This is a genomic window from Phyllobacterium sp. 628 (assembly GCF_014189505.1).
In the GTDB taxonomy this organism is placed as follows: Bacteria; Pseudomonadota; Alphaproteobacteria; order Rhizobiales; family Rhizobiaceae; genus Phyllobacterium.
Window position 1 is genome coordinate 2,464,229 of record NZ_CP050301.1, and the last position, 17,274, is coordinate 2,481,502.

Annotated in this window: 19 protein-coding genes; 12 read left to right on the forward strand and 7 right to left on the reverse strand. The window is 53.8% G+C overall.

All coding sequences use genetic code 11. The features are described from left to right. Window positions 1-2 precede the first annotated feature (2 nt). Window positions 3-431 (forward strand): GNAT family N-acetyltransferase, encoded by a 429-nt coding sequence (locus HB779_RS13630; protein ID WP_188342905.1) that lies wholly within the window; start codon window positions 3-5, stop codon window positions 429-431. On the opposite strand, the gene HB779_RS13635 is transcribed toward HB779_RS13630, so the two are convergent. Both HB779_RS13635 and HB779_RS13640 read right to left on the reverse strand, forming a co-directional pair. Further along, window positions 428-919 (reverse strand): CinA family protein, encoded by a 492-nt coding sequence (locus HB779_RS13635; protein ID WP_188342906.1) that lies wholly within the window; start codon window positions 917-919, stop codon window positions 428-430. The genes HB779_RS13630 and HB779_RS13635 overlap by 4 nt on opposite strands. Further along, the gene (locus tag HB779_RS13640; protein WP_188345924.1) at window positions 916-2,109 is read right to left on the reverse strand and encodes a bifunctional 2-C-methyl-D-erythritol 4-phosphate cytidylyltransferase/2-C-methyl-D-erythritol 2,4-cyclodiphosphate synthase; all 1,194 of its coding nucleotides are present in this window, start codon (window positions 2,107-2,109) and stop codon (window positions 916-918) included. The genes HB779_RS13635 and HB779_RS13640 overlap by 4 nt, the downstream gene beginning before the upstream one ends. A gap of 192 nt (window positions 2,110-2,301) precedes the next feature. On the opposite strand from HB779_RS13640, the gene dusB reads away from it, so the two are divergent. The 6 genes from dusB (at window position 2,302) to HB779_RS13670 (ending at window position 9,973) form a co-directional block, all read left to right on the forward strand. Then, window positions 2,302-3,300: a tRNA dihydrouridine synthase DusB gene (gene dusB / locus HB779_RS13645; RefSeq protein WP_188342907.1), complete on the forward strand. Its 999-nt coding sequence runs from the start codon at window positions 2,302-2,304 to the stop codon at window positions 3,298-3,300. Beyond that, window positions 3,300-4,454: a nitrogen regulation protein NR(II) gene (locus HB779_RS13650; protein ID WP_188342908.1), complete on the forward strand. Its 1,155-nt coding sequence runs from the start codon at window positions 3,300-3,302 to the stop codon at window positions 4,452-4,454. Before dusB ends, HB779_RS13650 begins: the two co-directional genes overlap by 1 nt. Window positions 4,455-4,456: 2 nt before the next feature. Beyond that, a complete protein-coding gene (ntrC, locus tag HB779_RS13655; RefSeq protein WP_188342909.1) occupies window positions 4,457-5,923 on the forward strand; it encodes a nitrogen regulation protein NR(I) in 1,467 nt (488 codons plus the stop codon). 372 nt (window positions 5,924-6,295) lie between these two features. Then, entirely contained in the window at window positions 6,296-7,663 is a 1,368-nt protein-coding gene (locus HB779_RS13660; RefSeq protein ID WP_210302592.1) for a hypothetical protein, read from the forward strand. Between the two features lie 509 nt (window positions 7,664-8,172). After that, a complete protein-coding gene (locus tag HB779_RS13665) occupies window positions 8,173-8,928 on the forward strand; it encodes an FkbM family methyltransferase (protein WP_188342911.1) in 756 nt (251 codons plus the stop codon). 502 nt (window positions 8,929-9,430) lie between these two features. Then, window positions 9,431-9,973, forward strand: a complete 543-nt coding sequence (locus HB779_RS13670) for a hypothetical protein (RefSeq protein WP_188342912.1) — start codon at window positions 9,431-9,433, stop codon at window positions 9,971-9,973. A 2-nt stretch (window positions 9,974-9,975) separates the two neighbouring features. On the opposite strand, the gene HB779_RS13675 is transcribed toward HB779_RS13670, so the two are convergent. Further along, window positions 9,976-11,135 (reverse strand): IS3 family transposase gene (locus HB779_RS13675; RefSeq protein ID WP_188342757.1). Its coding sequence is split into 2 segments (ribosomal slippage): window positions 9,976-10,871 and window positions 10,871-11,135, totalling 1,161 coding nucleotides; the frame shifts between segments, so codons are not numbered across the junction. On the opposite strand from HB779_RS13675, the gene HB779_RS13680 reads away from it, so the two are divergent. From HB779_RS13680 to HB779_RS13690, 3 genes are all read left to right on the forward strand, one after another. Then, window positions 11,118-12,527 carry a peptidase gene (locus HB779_RS13680; protein ID WP_188342913.1) on the forward strand — a complete coding sequence of 470 codons (1,410 nt, stop codon included), beginning with the start codon at window positions 11,118-11,120 and terminating at the stop codon, window positions 12,525-12,527. The two genes, HB779_RS13675 and HB779_RS13680, sit on opposite strands and share 18 nt — an antisense overlap. A gap of 19 nt (window positions 12,528-12,546) precedes the next feature. After that, window positions 12,547-13,005 carry a hypothetical protein gene (locus HB779_RS13685; RefSeq protein WP_188342914.1) on the forward strand — a complete coding sequence of 153 codons (459 nt, stop codon included), beginning with the start codon at window positions 12,547-12,549 and terminating at the stop codon, window positions 13,003-13,005. Window positions 13,006-13,195: 190 nt separating this feature from the next. Beyond that, the gene (locus tag HB779_RS13690; RefSeq protein WP_371823854.1) at window positions 13,196-14,212 is read left to right on the forward strand and encodes a hypothetical protein; all 1,017 of its coding nucleotides are present in this window, start codon (window positions 13,196-13,198) and stop codon (window positions 14,210-14,212) included. Window positions 14,213-14,228: 16 nt separating this feature from the next. Here the strand turns inward: HB779_RS13690 and HB779_RS13695 are convergent, their stop codons facing one another. The 4 genes from HB779_RS13695 to HB779_RS13710 all read right to left on the reverse strand — a co-directional run bounded on the left by HB779_RS13695 (window position 14,229) and on the right by HB779_RS13710 (window position 16,412). Then, window positions 14,229-14,579 carry a DMT family protein gene (locus tag HB779_RS13695; RefSeq protein WP_188342915.1) on the reverse strand — a complete coding sequence of 117 codons (351 nt, stop codon included), beginning with the start codon at window positions 14,577-14,579 and terminating at the stop codon, window positions 14,229-14,231. 115 nt (window positions 14,580-14,694) lie between these two features. Continuing rightward, the gene (locus tag HB779_RS13700; RefSeq protein ID WP_188342916.1) at window positions 14,695-15,327 is read right to left on the reverse strand and encodes a hypothetical protein; all 633 of its coding nucleotides are present in this window, start codon (window positions 15,325-15,327) and stop codon (window positions 14,695-14,697) included. A 122-nt stretch (window positions 15,328-15,449) separates the two neighbouring features. Next, on the reverse strand, window positions 15,450-16,190 hold the full coding sequence (locus tag HB779_RS13705; RefSeq protein WP_188342917.1) for a CbtA family protein: 741 nt from the start codon (window positions 16,188-16,190) through the stop codon (window positions 15,450-15,452). A gap of 12 nt (window positions 16,191-16,202) precedes the next feature. Continuing rightward, on the reverse strand, window positions 16,203-16,412 hold the full coding sequence (locus HB779_RS13710) for a CbtB-domain containing protein (protein ID WP_188342918.1): 210 nt from the start codon (window positions 16,410-16,412) through the stop codon (window positions 16,203-16,205). A 178-nt stretch (window positions 16,413-16,590) separates the two neighbouring features. On the opposite strand from HB779_RS13710, the gene HB779_RS25750 reads away from it, so the two are divergent. Next, complete coding sequence (locus HB779_RS25750) at window positions 16,591-17,019, forward strand: histidine phosphatase family protein (protein ID WP_371823855.1); 429 nt, start codon at window positions 16,591-16,593, stop codon at window positions 17,017-17,019. After that, window positions 16,907-17,221, forward strand: coding sequence for a histidine phosphatase family protein (locus HB779_RS25755; RefSeq protein ID WP_371823856.1), 315 nt, complete (start codon window positions 16,907-16,909; stop codon window positions 17,219-17,221). The genes HB779_RS25750 and HB779_RS25755 overlap by 113 nt, the downstream gene beginning before the upstream one ends. The last annotated feature ends 53 nt before the right edge of the window (window positions 17,222-17,274 follow it).

A 17,274-nucleotide genomic window follows, 5' to 3' on the forward strand; every position in this document is an offset into this window, starting at 1 on the left:
TCATGCAACACGAAAACCCCGACTATCAGCTCCACATTGAAACTCCGACCGTCGAGGATTACCGGCGGCTGCGGTTGATTGCCGGTATGAGCCCGAAAAGCGAGGAAGCGGCACTGCGCGGACTACCGAATACGCTCTTCGCCGTGACCATTCATTTTCAGGATGAAACTGTCGGCATGGGCCGCATTGTTGGCGATGGCGGCTGTTTTTACCAGATTGTCGACATTGCTGTTGATCCCGCTCATCAGGGCAAAGGTTTGGGCAAGATGATCATGGCCGCGCTCGTGGATTATGTGAAAACAGAGACACCGGCCGGTGCTTATATCAGCCTGATCGCCGATGGTCCGGCACAATATCTTTATGCCAAATATGGTTTCGAGCCAGTGACGCCTGCATCCATCGGCATGGCGCTGCCGGTGCGCAAGGCTTAAACCAGAGCCTTCAACACCAGATCAAGCGCAGTATTTACCGCCGCATGGCGAATGCCAGCGCGGCCATTGTCGGCAAAGACGTGGCGGACCGCGACCGGTGCCTGTCCTTTAAGAGCGACACCGAACCAGACAAGACCAACCGGCTTTTCCTTCGAGCCGCCGCCGGGACCAGCAACGCCGGTGACTGATACGGCAATCCCCGCGCGGGAGTGGTTCAGCACGCCAGTTGCCATGGCAAGTGCTACTTGCTCCGACACCGCACCATGCGCCGCGATCAGTTCCGAGGGAACGCCGAGCATCTCATGTTTGGCCTCGTTGGAATAGGTAACGAAGCCGCGATCAACCACGTCGGACGATCCGGCAATGTCCGTCAGCGAGGCTGCAATAAGGCCGCCGGTGCAGGATTCAGCTGTTGCCAACAGAATACCTCTAGCGCGGCAGGCCTCAAGAACCGCAAGGGCCTTTGCTTCGGCAATGAGCCCGCTCATTCCGGCAGTCCGCCGGGATAGATCACCGACGCCGTCGCGATGGCAGCGATACCTTCCTTGCGGCCGATGAAACCCATTTTTTCGTTGGTGGTTGCCTTGATCGAAACCCGGTCAGGCGTAATGCCGAGCATTTTTGATAGGGCCGCCGTCATCGCCTCGCGGTGCGGCCCAACCTTGGGCTCCTCGCAGATCAATGTAATATCCGCATTGGCGATCCGCCCGCCCGCTGCCTTGACGATCTTCACCGCGTGCTCCACGAAAATATGCGAGGCCGCGCCCTTCCATTGAGGATCAGAGGGCGGGAAATGCGTGCCGATATCGCCTGCACCGCGCGTGGCGAGCAGCGCATCGGTCAGCGCGTGCAACGCTACATCCGCATCAGAATGGCCGTTGAGCTTGCGGTCATGCTTGATGAAAACCCCGGCCAGCGTCACGCCATTGCCGGGTTCGAAGGAATGCACATCATAACCGTTGCCGGTGCGCACATCAGGAAAGGCGGCATGTCTTTCGGACAGGCGGTCATCAGCCATATCGATATCCTTTGCCCAGGTGAGTTTTGTATTGTCAGCAGAACCTTCGACAATACGGACCGGTAGACCCTGCCATTCGGCGATGGCAGAATCATCGGTGAAATCAGAACGTCCAATGGCGAAGGCAGCATCATGCGCCGCCATGATCGGACCATAGGGGAAAGCCTGCGGCGTCTGCGCGGCATAGAGACCGGCGCGCGGTATTGTTGCGCTGACCATGGCATCGTGGCCGGCTGCTTTCAGTGTGTCGGAAACCGCAAGAACCGGCAGCACGCCGATATGCGGCGTCAGGTTAAAGATCACCCGCTCCAGCAGGTCGGCTGCAATGAAGGGGCGCACGCCGTCATGGATCAGCACGTGATCAGGTGCCTGGTCTTTCAGCGCGAGCAACCCAAGGCGGGTTGATTCCTGCCGGGTAGGGCCACCGGTGACGCAGGTTACCTGCGCCGCATAGTCTCCGGCGGCTTGCGCGAACAGGCCTTCGTCTTCCTTGTGAATGACAACAACGACATGATTGATGAACGGACAACCCAGAAAAGCGCGCAGCGTATGCGCCAGAACCGCTTCACCGCCGATCTTGCGATATTGCTTTGGTCCTTCAACGCTTTGGCCCGCGCGCTCGCCGCGACCAGCCGCCACAATGACGGCTGCTACCCGCATCTGCTTGTCGTCTGTACTTGCCGCCACACTTCTCTCCGTAACTCCGAACTGCGTTACCTGTTGCCGAAGCGAAAGACCAGAGGTTTAAACGAAATCTCGTCATTGAAGAGCGCTCTTTGCCTTGCCTAGTCGGGTGTTCCTGTCTAAAGGATAGGCGATTGGAAAATTGCATACGAAACAGGCAATAGCGACGTGACTGATCTGAATGACCCACTCGAGATAGGCGGCGTGACCTTGCGCAACCGGGTGTTCCTTGCACCGATGTCCGGGGTTTCCGACCTGCCGTTCCGCCAGCTGGCGTGGAAGGCCGGAGCGGGTATGGTTGTGTCCGAGATGGTTGCCAGCGCCGAACTGTGCACCCGCGAACGCGGCAATCTCTTGCGGCTGCGGGGTGATGGTTTGGGCACCCATGTGGTGCAGATCGCCGGTCGCGAAACCAAATGGATGGCGGAAGCAGCCCGCATTGCCGAGGGCGAGGGCGCGCATATCATCGATATCAATATGGGGTGTCCGGCCAAGAAGGTAACGGGCGGCTTTTCCGGTTCGGCGCTGATGCGTGATCTCGATCATGCCCTGACGCTGATCGAAGCGACAATTGCTGCGGTAAAAATTCCCGTGACGCTGAAAATGCGGCTCGGCTGGGATAACGATACAATCAATGCGCCGGAACTCGCCTCGCGCGCTGAACAGGCTGGTGTTCAGATGGTCACCGTGCATGGGCGCACCCGCTGCCAGTTCTATGAGGGTAAAGCCGACTGGCGTGCCATTCGGGCCGTCAAGCAGGCCGTATCGATCCCGCTTGTTGCTAATGGCGACGTTTTGAACCGAGCCGACGCCGCAGGTATTCTGGAAGCATCGGGCGCCGACGCTGTCATGGTGGGGCGCGGCTCCTACGGCCAGCCCTGGCTCCCCGGAATGATTGTGCATGGCAACCGCAATGGCATCAACCAAAGCATGATTGCTGATTACGCCGTGGCGCATTACGAAGCGATGCTCGCCCACTACGGCGAGCAGACCGGCATTCGCCATTCGCGCAAACATCTCGGCTGGTATCTGGAAAAGCACGGTATCGATATCAGCACAGCGGAACGCATATCGATCATGACCGAAACCAATCCGCATCTGGTGGCAGAACGCTTGCATGCCGCACTGTCGCGGCCGGACGAACATGACATGAAGAAGGTTGCATAATGACAGCGGCAGACAATGTTGCGATAGGCGATAAGCTGGCAGGGATCGTGCTCAACGCGATCCGTCATCCGGTAATCATGCTCGATGAAAGCGGCCACATCTCATATGCCAATGCCGATGCGGAAGCTTTTTTCCGTTCCAGTGCCAGCATTTTGAGCCGCAATACGCTGGAAATGCTGCTGCCCTTCGGCAGTCCGCTGCTGGCATTGGTCAAGCAGGTGCGGGAAAGCCCGTCGCCGGTCAATGAATATCGCGTCGATGTGTCATCGCCACGTTTAGGCCAGGACCGTGTCGTCGATCTCTATGTCACGCCGGTCAGCGAGGCGCCGGGCTCTATCGTTATCCTGTTCAAAGAACGGTCCATGGCAGAAAAGCTAGATCGGCAGATGACGCATCGCGGCGCGGCGCGCTCAGTCACCGGACTTGCATCCATGCTGGCGCATGAAATCAAGAACCCGCTTTCGGGCATTCGCGGTGCGGCACAACTTCTGGAAGGCGGACTGAATGATGATGACCGTGCGCTGACACGGCTGATCACCGATGAAACCGACCGGATCGTCTCGCTTGTCGATCGCATGGAAGTGTTTTCAGATGAACGCCCGATTGAGCGTGAGGCGGTGAACATTCACGTGGTGCTTGACCATGTCAAAGCCATTGCCAAGAACGGTTTCGGCAGCCACATCAAATTCCATGAAGACTATGATCCGTCACTGCCTTATGTCTTCGCCAACCGCGACCAACTGGTTCAGGTCTTTCTCAATCTGGTGAAGAATGCAGCTGAATCCATCGGTTCGAACGAACCGGGCGAAATCGCCCTGTCGACAGCGTTCCGTCCGGGTATTCGCCTGTCCATTCCAGGAATTCGCAACCGCGTTTCACTGCCGCTGGAGTTCTGCGTGCAGGATACCGGGGCTGGCGTCTCGCCCGATATCATGCCGCATCTGTTCGATCCGTTCGTGACGACCAAGCCGAACGGTTCGGGCCTTGGTCTGGCGCTCGTTGCCAAGATCGTCGGCGACCACGGCGGCGTGATCGAATGCGATTCCGTGCCGCGCAAGACCACTTTCCGTATTTTGATGCCCGCATGGCAGAGCGACCCCACCGACGATGATCATGCGGATGAAATGATAGTTTCGAAAAAGGCAGGATACTGATCATGAGCATGGGCAGCATTCTCGTTGCGGACGACGACGCGGCGATCAGAACGGTCCTCAATCAAGCGCTTTCCCGCGCCGGTTATGACGTGCGCATTACATCGAATGCAGCAACCCTGTGGCGCTGGATTTCGGCCGGAGACGGCGATCTGGTTATTACCGATGTGGTCATGCCCGACGAGAACGCCTTTGATCTGCTGCCACGGATCAAGAAGTCACGGCCGGACTTGCCTGTTATCGTTATGAGTGCGCAAAACACATTCATGACGGCAATCCGCGCTTCTGAGGCAGGCGCCTACGAATACCTGCCGAAACCCTTCGATCTGACCGAGCTTGTCAGCATTGTCGGCCGGGCTTTGGCCGAGCCTAAGAAAAAGCCGGAAAAATGGGCCAATGAGGAACAGCCCGATACAATGCCGCTGGTGGGGCGCTCGCCTGCCATGCAGGACATTTACCGGGTTCTTGCCCGCATGATGCAGACTGACCTGACGGTGATGATCTCCGGCGAGTCCGGCACAGGCAAGGAACTGGTGGCGAAGGCGCTGCATGAATATGGCCGCCGCCGCAAGGGTCCGTTTGTTGCCATCAACATGGCCGCCATTCCGCGCGACCTGATTGAATCCGAACTGTTCGGCCATGAACGCGGTGCCTTTACAGGCGCACAGAACCGCTCCAGCGGACGCTTCGAGCAGGCCGATGGCGGTACGCTCTTTCTCGATGAAATCGGCGATATGCCGATGGAAGCACAGACGCGGCTATTGCGGGTGCTGCAGCAGGGCGAATACATGACCGTGGGCGGACGCACGCCGATTAAAACCGATGTGCGGATCGTGGCTGCGACCAACAAGGATCTGCGCACGCTGATCAATCAGGGCATGTTCCGTGAGGATCTTTATTACCGCCTCAATGTGGTGCCGTTGCGCCTGCCACCCTTGCGCGAACGCGGCGAGGATATTCCCGATCTCGTCCGGCACTTTTTCAAGATGGCGGCCAAGGATGGACTGCCGGAAAAACGCATCACCGCCGATGGTCTAGACCTGATGCGCCGCTATCCATGGGCAGGCAATGTGCGCGAGCTGGAAAACCTCGTGCGGCGTCTGGCGGCGCTTTATCCGCAGGAAGAAATCAATGCGGATGTGATCGAGGCCGAGCTCAAGGCCGACTTGCGCCCGACTGAACCTTCTTCCTCATCCATGTCCAACGAAGACATCAGCATCGGCCAGGCGGTCGAGCTGAACATGCAGCGCTATTTCCTGTCCTACGGAGATGACCTGCCGCCAGTCGGCCTCTATCAGCGCGTGCTGGAAGAGATGGAATATCCGCTGATCCTGTCGTGTCTCACGGCCACGCATGGCAACCAGATCAAGGCTGCGGAATTGCTCGGCCTTAACCGCAACACATTGCGCAAAAAGATCCGCGAGCTTGGCGTGAATATTTACAAGAACACCAAGAGCGATATGGGGCGTTGAAGGAGCGAAAAAAGCTCCGACGATTGATCGTCATTTAAGCGTGATCTTTATTTGATAACCATCTGTTTGCACGTATCTGAGATCGATTGAGGTTGTAGCTCGATCAGTCAACGGATGATCGCGTGCAAATGGTTTTTTAATATTTAATTTAAATATCGCCCGGATTACCCATCACGCAATATTGTAATCCATATTGATTTTATTGGAAAAATTAGGATTTTCATGACTCGGCATACAATTTATCAATCACTTGCCACTGGCCGTCGAAGTTTTATCAAGTCGGGTCTGGCACTTGCGCTATCACCGTTGGTCAGCACATTCGAAGGTTCCAACGCGAGCTTTGCAACGAATTTGCTGGGAGGTGACCGATCCATGACGATCGAACTCAGCAACCATATTCCAGATATGACGCTCCGCTTTGACAATGCGATGAGCCAGAGTGGTTCACTGCCGCAAGCTTTGCCAGCACAGATTGAAACCGGCAAAAATACGTCTGTACGCGCATCCAGTAAATGGAAGGATTGTACGGGATCCTTCAACTTAGAGAGTGCCGATGCGGCATTTGCCGTATCCTATGTTCATCCACTTGGCCCACAAGCGACGATAGTCGGTGTGACACCTTCCGAAGGTTATTTGTCATTTGCCAATGCCGCGACTTTCCCCGGCCACAATTCGCTTGCGAAGATCAAACTCTATCGTGGTGTAGCCACGGGCAAGGAAGGATTGGTAGCTCCGCTGGCACTGCTAGAGACGCCTGCACGCAACAATTGCCAAGACTTTGCCAACAGCATGTTTGGCAGTACCGTTCGAGATGTTTCTGCGATTCAGGCTGCCTATACAGGAACGACAGACAAAGGTTTTGTGCCGCCAGCCGATTTCACAGGAGGGCAGCTTGCCGGTTTCGTCGCGCAATGGCTTCAACGTTGGCTTAAGGGCGACACTTATGCCGGTTTGCCGATGCAGGACGCACAACTGATTGACCTGTTGAAGAGCTATACAAAGAGCGCTGCTAATACAGGGCCGCTGACGATGTGGGTGCCGCAGATTACTTACCGCACCAACACAGAACCCGCAATATTCGAACTGACTGAGTACCGGTCGTTTGCGTTCGCGGATGCCAGCGGCAATTGGCAAGAAGACAATGTTTCGGCATTTCTCACACTTCTTGCATCGGGTTCCCACTTTGTCGCGATCAGCGCCACGAAAGATCTGCCATCTGGAACGTCAATGCAGGCATTCGATACCTATGTTTGCGGCAGCGATCTGCAGACCAAGGTGGATATTGGCAACTCGCAATATGCCTCGCTCGTCAATCTGACGGGTAAGTATTACTTAAACATCGATGGAGATTTCGCTCCAGAGGATTGCGGATTGATGTTGTCCTTCCTGTATGGCCGTACGGTCAACAATTTGCTTTCAAGCCCCGGCACATACAACACGTTCATTCAGCTTGAGGGGTGGCAATCGGGTGGGGCGCGGCACCAAACTGATTTTAACACCTATAAAAAAACGCTATGGAATATTTCGACCTATGGCGCCTCGGCGTATAGTGAGAAACGGGCCACATCAATTTTCCTCGCACCATCCGGTTGGACGCCCCAAGTCTATCAGACGACGCGTATGATGCCCTATGTGGGTGCATACGCCCGTTCGAAGGGAAAACCGCAGCCTTGGCTCAATACATCACTCGTTTCAATTCCTGCGGATGCGCCTGAGCTACCCCTGCGCTACGTGTTATGAGAGTGACGATATTCTCTGTGATATCAGCAAAGATGAATTGGAACGGATGACGGACACCTGAGTCTCAACGCACCGCTGAGAAATCGAGCGGTGCGCTGCCATGATTGCGTGGGAATGCGGCAGCCAATTTCCAATACGGAAGTTAATTGAATTGCGAATCCTGTTTATTATCTCTCATCAGGGAAGTTTTTGAATATCGTCAGTATGGCGATGAAATTGTAATTATTATAACATTTTTAATCGCACTAATCTCGCAATATTACATTCATTAATTGGAGAAAGTTCTCTGTATTTATGTTGATAAAATAGACATACAAACAAACTTAAGATGTTTTATTAAGCCATTGAAATTGTTGTACACAATACATAAAAATATAATATACTTATTTAATAAATAACACATAATCCCGATGGTTGCTTGACCCCAAATGATCATGTATGACTGCAAAGGCTTACGGTAGGCTTTCTTTCAGTTAAACACAGCAGTGCTAAGTGAGGGTGCGCAATACATGTCTGAAGTCTTTGAACCATTTATCGCCAGAGAGAGAATTGTTGGGCAGTATAAATTTGATGTCCATATTGAAGATGATTTAGCGCGCCAGTGGTATGGTTATCCCAATCAATGGCAGATTGAGCGGCAATGGTGGATCGACTCCATCAAACCAGGTTCGACAGTCCTCGAATGCGGTGCCCATCAGGGTCTGACCACCGTTCTCCTCGCCCTATGTGCCGGGCCAACCGGCGTGGTTCACGCCTGGGAGGCGTCACTTAGCAATGCAGCAATGATTGTGCGCAATGCAAAGTTGAACAAACTTCAGAATGTCGTTGTACACCCCCACGCGGCTGGTGACAGGAAAGGGTTCTTGCCGGTTTGGGATAATCATGGTGCTTTTGTGGTTCTCTCCTCGGACCAGGATCCAAGAATGTCGAACAAAGTGAAAGTCGTCAGGCTGGACGATGATTACGACCATTCCAGAAAAGTTGATTTTCTGAAGATCGACGTAGACGGGGCTGAACTCGAAGTGATGCTCGGCGCACCGAAGATTTTATCTGACCGGCCTTTCATCAACCTTGAGATACACAATTACCTCTTCGACAATCCAGCCAAGACTACCTCAAAAATCGTCGAGATATTTGAGGATCTGGAATACAGCTTCAAGGTGGATGGCTACGATGGCAAGGAAGTTGTCGACGTTGGCACGTCCCTCGATGTTGCCTGGTTGACCAGCTTCAAATTCGCACAAATTTTTTGTACACCGGTTTAGAACCGGTAGTACTGAAATGAGAAGCAGCCCATTTGGCTGCTTCTCGCGGCTGCAAGAAGACCCAAAAACGCGGCTTAAATAAACGGCAAGAGCGATACGGTGACATCTCGAGCGGCGGTTTTACTCAAAAATCCAGCGGTGTGTTGTCCATAACTTCCTCATGACTAAAATCCGAACGTCCGGCGGATGCCGGGCGGGCGGAATCATCTGACTGCCATGAATCCGGGTGAAATCCGCCATGCCGCGGACCCCGGGATTTTCAGGAAATAATTGACATCACCCACGCTCGCATTGATCTGCCCTTCACAGCGCTCAATATTAGCCAGCCTATCTTCCATATTTAATTGGCTGGCATCGTCCGGCTTCAGAAAAATCATAGACTTATGTCGAATTGATTTATTTTTCTACACATCAATACTAGCGCCTAAATAACAGGCAGCAGCTGAAGCGCTTCGTGAAACGGCGGCGATGTAAGCTATACAACAGATGGGATAAGTCGATAATGAAACTCAAGGCACTGTGTGTCACCGGTTTGATGGTTCTTGCCGGATGCGATGATGGTGAGAACCAGAAACAAGCAGAAAATACACCGCCGACATTCGGTGAGGTTCAAACAGTTCAACCTGCGCCACCGGTAAGCGATGCGCCCGCGCCACAAAACACCGTGGCAGCTTTTGTCTGGCCTGTTGACCATGCGGTTATCGATCCAAACCACTATTACGAAGGGGAGGACTCCGAAGCACTCCACAGTGCTGCATATAAGAGCGGCCCCAATGGCGGGGCCGGTGACACCACTGATGACATTGCAGCTGCGGGCCTCGATCTGAGCGCGGTTGATGAAACGCCGTCCAGCAAACATCAGCAGTTGAGCATTAACGGTCAGGCGATCGATTACACGGCCCAAGCCGGACACCTTATTGCCTATGCACCCGCCGACCCGGCAAATCCTCAAGCAGCCAGAGATGCTGAGGCCTCAATTTTTTATATGTCCTATACACGTGAAGATATTCCGGTGGCCTGCCCCCATGAGGCGATCCGGGTTTAATGTTAGTGCAGACTTGGTCTGATTGCCATCACTGGCGTTGAGGCTGGCCCATTTTGAGACGGCCAGACAATAGCCACGGGAGCAGGTGATCTGTAACCCAAGGATGAGTGGGGTCGGATAGTATTGTAATGCCGTCGCCAATTCTCGATGACGATTTGTGCCTCCTTAAGTGTGTAGAAGATTTCTCCGTTGAGCAGTTCATCCCGAAGCTTTGAATTGAAACTCTCACAATAGCCGTTCTCCCATGGACTACCCGGCATGATGTAGGCGGTTTTGGCACCGACGGCAGCAATCCACTCTCTCAAGGCCTTGGCGATGAATTCAGGGCCATTGTCGGACCGGATGTGACCAGGAATGCCGCGCAGGATAAACAGATCAGACAGAACGTCGATGACATCCGTCGCCTTCAACTTTCTGTCCACCCTGATGGCAATACATTCCCGTGTGAATTCGTCGATCACATTGAGCATACGGATTTTCCTTCCATTGTGCGTGCGAGCCTCAACAAAGTCATAGGACCAGACATGGTTGGGGTATTCCGGTCGAAGCCGGATGCACGAACTCTCATTCAGCCATAAACGTGTGCGCTTGGGTTGTCTGTGTGGAACTTTGAGCCCCTCACGCCGCCATATCCGCTCAACCCGTTTCACATTCACCACCCAACCCGCACGATGCAGCATCGCTGTGATGCGGCGATATCCGTAGCGGCCATATTGGAGAGCAAGTGCAATGATGTCGGCGGTCAGTGCCGCTTCATCGTCCGGTGTTTTCAAGAGCTTGCGCTGTGTGGATCGATGCTGGCCAAGAACCCGGCATGCCCGTCGTTCGGACACGTCAAATTCCTCAACCACATGCTCCACACAGGCACGGCGGCGTGCGGGGCTTAAAAGTTTCCCTTTGCGGCCTCAGCAAGGATCATCTTGTCCAGCGTCAGATCCGAAACAGCCCGCCGAAGACGCGCATTCTCCGCTTCCAGTTCTTTCAGCCGCTTGACCTGATCACCCTTCAAGCCGCCGTATTCGGCCCGCCACCGGTAATATGTTACTTCCGTCACACCTATCGATCGAATGGCTTCTGCCATCGACTTCCCCTGCGAACTTAGAACATCTACCTGACGCAGTTTCATGACAATCTCTTCGGGCTTGTGTCGTTTGCTTGGCATTCTCAATATCCTTTATCGGCTCAAAAGCCATACTTCATAAAGGACCACTTTCAAGGGGGCAGGCCACCGGCAGATCAGCGCCCCGTTACATTTTTCTTCAATGGCGGTCCGGGTGAGCCTTCAATCTGGCTTCATCTTGGTTCATGGGCCCCAAAATATCTGCAAGTCAATGCGCCGAACCTGCCGGATGGGCCTGATATACCTGACAGCTTTCCGCTCGCGGATAATCCGCAAACATTGCTTGACCAGACCGATATGGTGTTTGTTGACATTGTTGGCAGCGGCTTTTCAGAAGCCATCAAGCCGCACAAGAACAAGGATTGGTGGAACACCGATTCCGATGCGAAGATATTCAGTGATTTTATCACAGCCTATATCAACTGCTACAAAAGACAAAGCTCTCCCAAATATCTTTATGGTGAATCCTATAGCGGCATCCGCACGCCAATTGTTGCCGATCTTCTGGTGAAGGCTGGGACTAGTCGCTATGAACCAGACCCATCCGGAAAGCCTGCAATCGTCCTCTCAGGGTTTACGCTCCAATCACCTGCTCTCGACTACAATAGCGGCGGTAACGATCTTCCAACATTTGGCTTGACGGCGGATTACTATGGCAAAGGCGCTGCACGTGGGATCATGTCGGAAACAGATTATGCAAATTATCTGCGAGATTTTACAACAAAACAATACAAGCCGGTGGTTGATGATAACTCTACACCCGCATCCGATGAGTTCAAAATAACGCTCGGTTCCATAACCGGCGTTCCACTTTTGAAAATAGAGAGTTTTCTCAATTCAATGAAGGACGATTTTGTGCGATTCTTTTTTGGCACGGCGTTCCCTTTCAAAGCTCTTTTCGGGAAAACTTTATATCCGTATTCATCCCATGTTTCTTTCAATGATTATGACCTTCGCATGAGCAAAGGTATAGAACTCAATTACAGTATAAACAGCTACGAAAATGCTGGCTTCTATGGCGCCATCAAGCCTTATCTGCTTGAACAGTTCAATTACCAGAATCTGGATGCGACACAGCTCTATGGAACGGACGTTGCCTTCTATAGCTGGACCCATAATCATAACGGAGATAGAGGCGATACAAGCGTGCCCGATCTTGTGGAAGCCCTGACGCTGTCGCCGGAACTGCGCGTTATGGTGGTGCATGGGTATCATGATGACATATGCACGTTTTTTCAGTCGGAAATTGATCTGGCCGACGGTGGTGCACTGCCGCTATTCGCAAATAGAATTTCGGTCAAAGATTATGATGGCGGGCATATGTCTTACACGGATACCAAGTCACATATTGCAATGAGCTTGGACCTTCACGACTTCTATCAGGGTCCCAAAGCGACAGCGTCTTTGACAACACCATCTGCCGCAGTGCGCTAAACCTGAGGGAAACACTATTATGGAACGCAAACTTTTGACTATTGGATTACTTTCCTTTCCCTTGATGTTGGGCTTGGGTTTTAATGTGGCTCAAGCTGCCACGCTTTCATCGTCTGCCTGGCGGGCAGCTTTGCCCGAACGCGCGGCGATCATCCGGGTGGGAGAGCGGTTCGAACGCCGGCCACTCCACAAAGGCGTGCAACCTGAACCACGCTCTCCCGAAGTCGCTAAGAACGCCATTGTGACAAACCTGCAAACGGAGTTCGAAAAAGCAACTGGCTCGTCAGACCATATCTTGACCAAACAAGCGGCAGCAGACAGCGGCTGGGGATGGGCTGCCGATCATTTTGACGCGATCGACAGCCAGAAGAGGGGGGCGGTCAGCCTCGACGATGTGCTCAACTATGTCAGCCGCACTGCCCGAATAGCACTGCCGCGCCCGGCAGCTTCGATAAAGGCCATACAGATCGTTCATTAGGAAACAGCGTCAACGGATGGAGTAGAATTTACTAAACAGCTCCAGATGATTGATTGAATATTACACCATTGGGTGTAACAGCCAGCACCGCACGGCTAGCCTTCCTTTCGATGCAGGGATGCGAGCGCAATGGTCATACTGAAATGACACTATTGCGTTTTACTAGATAATAATGCAATCGATGCGTTGTGTGAAACAGCGCATCGAGGCATTCGTCATGTGGGATTTCAGTATTGGCCGTACGCTTGTTATCACGGCGCGGACGTGGCCATTCATTTTCCTGCGCGTGTTCATCTATACGGCCGTGCCTGCGGCCTTTTGTTTGATCATCGCCTGCGGAGCGGGTGTAGGTTTCGGGATTGGCCATATTTTTATTCTGGCCGATGCAGAGGCTCCGGCCCGTTGCGCCGGAATAGGCGGTCTTATCGGCATGGTTGCCGCCACCGCCTTGATGTATGGTTTGCGTGAATATGTTCTCTACATCGTCAAGGCCGGTCACATTGCTGTTCTGGTGCATCTGGTTGAAGGCAGACCGGTTCCCGGCGGACAACGCCAGTTGACCTATGCGCGCAAAGTTGTCGTCGAACGCTTTGTCGAAGCCAACGTTTTCTTTGTTCTGGATCAGCTCATCAAAGGAACTCTCGACTCGATAAGTGCCGTCACGTCAGGGTTGGCGGCGCTTATACCGCTTCCGGGGCTGACAGCAGCGGTTGGCCTGCTCAACCATTTCATCCGCGCCTCTGTCACTTATGTGGATGAAATCATCCTTGGCTATAACATCCGCATGGCGGATGTTTCGCCGTTTCAGAACGGTTTGCGCGGTATTGTGCTTTACGCGCAAAACAGCAAGATCATGGTGAAAAACGCGATCTGGCTTTCGGTGATCGTGTGGGTGCTAACCATTATTGTGTTCATCAGTCTGCTGGCGCCGGCCGCAGCATTGATCTTCTGGATTCCGGGCCCAAGCTCCGGCTATGCTTTTTTCTTCGCCATTGGCTTATCTCTGGCACTGAAGATGGCTTTGCTCGAGCCTTTCGCCATTGCCGCGCTGATGGGCGTCTATTTCAAAGCTATTGAAGGACAGGCACTTGATCCCGCATGGGAAGAGCGCCTGAACGAGACATCCGAGGCCTTTCGTGATCTGAAAGACAAGGCGCTGGAGGGGCTTGCCGATATTGCGCGCGCCAACACGCCGCGCGCAGCATAATCCCTTCAGGCCAGCCTCATAGAGGACCTTTGAAGACGAAGAATGCGCCGCCGCAGATCATGGCAAAGCCAACGAAATGATTGATGGTGATTTTCTCGCCGAGATACATGACAGAGAAACCGGCAAACACCAGCAGCGTGATGACTTCCTGCATCGTCTTGAGCTGGGCGGCGGAATAAATCTCATGACCATAGCGGTTGGCGGGGACCGCCAGGCAATATTCCGCAAAGGCAATCATCCAACTGACCAGAATGACGAGGTAAAGCGGCTTGTTCTCGTATTTAAGGTGGCCATACCAGGCGAAAGTCATAAAAACATTGGAGCCCAGCAGCAGCAGGATGGGGCGGATATAATCGAACGATGGCATGAGGCGTCCTTGGCAACGGGTTTGGAAGCAGGTGGATAGGAAGGATGGCAGGAACGGGTTTCCAGCCAAATTGTTCCAGATTGCTCTACGTTACTTTTTCAATGGCGAAAAGCCGTTATGATGCGAACGTCTGTGCGCTCGGCTGCGGCGCACGCGTCAATCGCAGCAGCGCGAAAACGCCAGCAGTGAGCATTAGCGCAAAACCGGCAAAGCTCATCAGGCTTACCAAGTGGCTGGGAACATCGCGCCAGCGCGGGCTGAGAATATCCGCCGTGTTATACGGATCACCACTAAACTGGCACATGACAAAGGAACCGCCGCTGCGCACCAGATCCGCATCCAGCTTGGAGATCAGGGCGCCCACCGCCTCGGTGTTTTCAGGCATGTCGCGCATGTAAACCAGCACGGCTTTTGTAGCAGCGAGATAGGCATGGGAGCATTCGTTGAACGGGCTTTCTTCATCCGTGATGCTGCCCGGAACGACACCCCACAGGCAGTAGCTGTATTGAATGTTGCTATAGTTGACGAGCCGCCGGAATGTTTCATCGTTGCGGGTCATACGTGCAGCCAGATCGAGGATCGGTTTGCGGTATTCGGCAATGATGGCCATTTCGCCATGGGAAAGTGCCGGGATGGAAATGCCGGATGTCGGACCTGCCGGGCCACTGCGATGCGCGTCAGCTGGTGAGACAGAGAGAACCAGCAGACAGACGCACGCCGCCAAAGCAGCGATTAGCCCGTTTTTCACGGAGCACAGATGTATTTGGCTGGAGGCCGGTCTCATCACAATCCAATTATCCGGAGACGGGATATGCTGCAAAAAGCAAACCCGAACGCTGTATGACAGCGTTCGGGCAATTCGGAAATGGCCTAGCGTGCAGTCTGCAGGCGGTAGCGTGGCTGCTGTTTTACCATCAGCCGTTCAGCCAATGCACCGAAGAGCAGGCCAAGCGTTGCCCAGACAATCGCGTGGATCCCAAGCGAAGCAATGCGGAAGTTCCACAAAACGTTCGGTGAGAACTGTTCAGGAACTTCGTTGATAGCAGGCAGGAGGTACTGCACCAGTGTGATAAAGACGACGAACGCTGCACCGGCAATGAGCGTCGAATTCCACGCCCCGTACCGGGCATGCAGGCGCCGGGCAAAGGCCACAGCAACGGCAAGACTACCCACTGACAAGACCAGCATTACGAAGAACAGCTCCGTTCGAGCCGTGATCGTATCAGGGTTGCCCACCGCAGGCGGGTTCGCCGGATATTTGATATCAGGCACGAGCACAATCGCAATGAAGCCGGCCAAGGCCAGCAGAGCAGCGGTACTGCGTGGACCAAACGAACTGACGCGCCCGTAGACAAAGGCAAAGACCAGTGAAAACAGTCCACCGAGAGCGGCGCTATAAACGACGATGCCGGTGAAAAGGCCAATACCGGCCTGGGTTGCGCGGGTAACGAGTTCGGGTTCGGCCGCTTCATTGGCCGCCTGGCTCATCTTTTCTTCGAAGGCGATGGCGCTATCAACCTGCGGTTCGCCGAATACCCGGGCAAAACCAAAAGCCAGCAAACCAGCGATCACACCCACGATCATGCCGCGGATCAAAAGATCTCTTGTCATTGATCGATCCCCTTAATGGCAAGGAAAGCCCAGGAGATGACGGCCGTCATGGACGAATTCATGCACATACATGCCCGAGAAGAGCGAGGTTGCGCCTTCTTCAGCACCAACGAAGTAAATAGCGAGAAGCAGAATAAGGCCGCCGAAAATGGCCCAAGGCAAAACTTCACCAAGAGGAATTGGCGTTACACCGGTTCCTGGCGCTAGAGTGATATCGGACATGAAACTTTCTCCCAGAATGACGCGTTCGATGACGGAATTAAAGTAATTGCAGTATGGGTCTGACTTTCAACCAGCGCAGAAAATGCTGATCAATCACAGTGGCGCGACCGCACCGGAATTTCACCGGCTTCCAAACCCGCAACACCAAGGTTATATCTGTGCGTGCCGCTGACTGTCAATGAACGGGCAAGTTGCTATTTCCGTGTTTTCTCAAGGGTTTTCGAGGCATATTTTGGCTAAAGCGACACGTTTGACCCTTGTTTGCCATGGCACCACGTCAGCAACACGATCCGGCGCGTTTCCGCTGGATGAAGCGCTCGAACCCGGGGAATTTCAGCGTGTGCAGAATATTGCCGGTCAATTGCGCCGTGCACACCGGGTTTTCAGGGGCCCGGAATTGCGAACACAGCAAACGGTTGAAACGCTTGCACTTGAGGCAAGCGTCGAAATGATGCTTGCAGATATTGATTACGGGCGATGGGCGGGAAGGGGTTTTGCCGATATTCACGCGGATGAAGTGGAAAATATTGCCATTTGGCTCAGTGATCCCGATCTCGGCTCCGCATGGCGGCGAATCCCTGACCACATTTCTTGCACGCATTGCTGACTGGATGTCCGCCCATGGGGATGATGGCGGTCATACGATCATCGTTACTCACGCCTCTGTGGTTCGGGCAGCCATAGTGCATGCGCTGCAAGCGCCTGCCGCCGCATTCTGGCGGGTGGATATCGAGCCGTTGAGCGTGACACATATGGGCAGCGATGGCAGACGATGGATGTTGCGGGCCTGCGCCAATTCGCCGCCATAAAATGAGGCGCGCCCGACATGATCCGGACCATACTCCAACTTAGCGTCGCGCCT